Source organism: Corynebacterium sp. HMSC071B10, from assembly GCF_001814825.1.
Lineage (GTDB): Bacteria > Actinomycetota > Actinomycetes > Mycobacteriales > Mycobacteriaceae > Corynebacterium.
Window position 1 is genome coordinate 1 of the sequence record NZ_KV817975.1, and the last position, 1,708, is coordinate 1,708.

Genomic DNA, 1,708 nt, shown 5'->3' on the forward strand with positions numbered 1-1,708 from the left:
GGCTTGCATCGACATATTTTCCGCCAAGATGCGGTCTTCCACAAGACGGACCACACGGTCCTTCGCATCCTGGTCAAATTTCCTTGGCACGTTCCAAATTTTCCCATCTACTCAAACGGAACAAAACCTGGGACACTTCAGGCGGTGGAAGGCGAACCAGGACGCCAGAGCGATAACCGAACCGCCCACAAGCGCTGCGACCAGGTAAATCAAGGCAGCCTTGAGGGAGAGCTGGTCATCATTGAAAATCTCGTAACGGTCTTCGTCGGTGAACTCGCCTGCGAGCCGGTTTGTGGAAAACTCTGTAGTTTCGTCAAAAGCTGGCGAAGCCTGTTGGGCTTCGCTGCATGATGAGGTGTCGGCCTGCTTGTCAACCATGCTTTTAAGTGTTGCACACGAACGTGAACGACCGGATACCTGCGACGTGGATATCGCTTTGAGGGACGAGTTCTTTAGAGTTTCACGGTAAGGTCTTTACGCGTCGCGAGAAGGAAAGCTCTCCAAAGGATTATTGAAGAACTGGCAAGCCCGATGACCAATCCCCACCACACCCCGTGAGGCCCTAGACCGATGGGAAAAGCAAGTATTAAAGCAGCTGGCAAACCTATAATCCAATAACCAGTGAGGGATGCCTTCAAACCAGTAGTGGTGTCGCTAATCCCGCGCAGGAGACCGATAGCTATGTTTTGTGCAGTATCGACAAATTCCATCACTGCGCCAATAGCCAACAACCCCAATGCGATGCTTAATGTCTCGGTGGCATTGGATTTCTCGGAGCTGCTTATAAATGGGGAAAGTACGAGGCGGGGAGCGCAAAGAAAGCTGACGGAAGCAACAGCAACGATGGCAGCCATCATCGTTTGAGTTCGAATGCCGACTTGGCGTGCAAGGGAGTTGTCATTCAGACCCCAAGCGCGACTCACAAGAATAGAGCTGCCGTGGGAGAACCCAACACCAATCTGGAAAACAATAAAGGTTATTTGATAGACGACGTTGTGCGCTGCGAGTGCTTCTGTGCCAAAGGATCCCATGACCATCGCCAGCACAGAAAACATGCCCGCTTCGGCTCCGTAGGTTGCTGAGACTGGAAGCCCCAGACGAAGCTGAGTGCGGACGAGGTGACGGAGCCTTCCGTGCATCGTGTCTCCGTCGGCACTCCAGAAATCGAGGGCAAGAAAAGTTGAGAGGTCGGGATCTCGGATGGTGATTCGCAGATAAATTAGGGCCGACAATAAATGAACCAGTGTGGTGGACAGTCCAATGCCTAGCAGACCCAATGCAGGAAACGGCCCGAATCCAAAACCGAGCGCGTAGTTCAACGCTGCATTCACTACGATCATCGCCACGGTTATGTGTAGTAGCGATTTTGGTTTGCCGAGGCCTACACAAAACTGACGGGAGACTTGGAACCACAAACAAGGAACAAGACCTGGCGCGAGCAACCACATCATGGAAGTGGCTGCGGAACTAATCTCAGCGGACTGGCCGAAAAACGGTAGGGCGTAGGCAATCGCCATCAGAACCAGTGCTCCCACTAGACCGCTGACAGTTGCTAATAGCCAGCCGGCGCGTGAGAGGTTGCGAATTTCGCGTTGCAGCGTAGCGGCAGATAGTTCGGAGTCCGCTCGCTCGCGAGATTTGCTTTCGTAGAGTGAATGAGCCGACGCAATTCTATTGCCCAGCGGTGTTAATAGGCCCACGGCCATTG

Annotated in this window: 2 protein-coding genes; both read right to left on the reverse strand. The window is 53.0% G+C overall.

What is annotated here, in order from left to right; all coding sequences use genetic code 11:
- Positions 1–111 precede the first annotated feature (111 nt).
- Positions 112–378: a hypothetical protein gene (locus HMPREF2990_RS01560; RefSeq protein WP_070762363.1), complete on the reverse strand. Its 267-nt coding sequence runs from the start codon at positions 376–378 to the stop codon at positions 112–114.
- Between the two features lie 74 nt (positions 379–452).
- Positions 453–1,708 (reverse strand): MATE family efflux transporter (locus tag HMPREF2990_RS01565; protein ID WP_083316931.1); only part of this gene is annotated, 1,256 nt, incomplete at its 5' end.

What these genes read in the sequence shown, in the direction of transcription:
- HMPREF2990_RS01560 (WP_070762363.1), bottom strand. Translation starts at nt 378, where the DNA reads ATGGTTGACAAGCAGGCCGACACCTCATCATGCAGCGAAGCCCAACAG.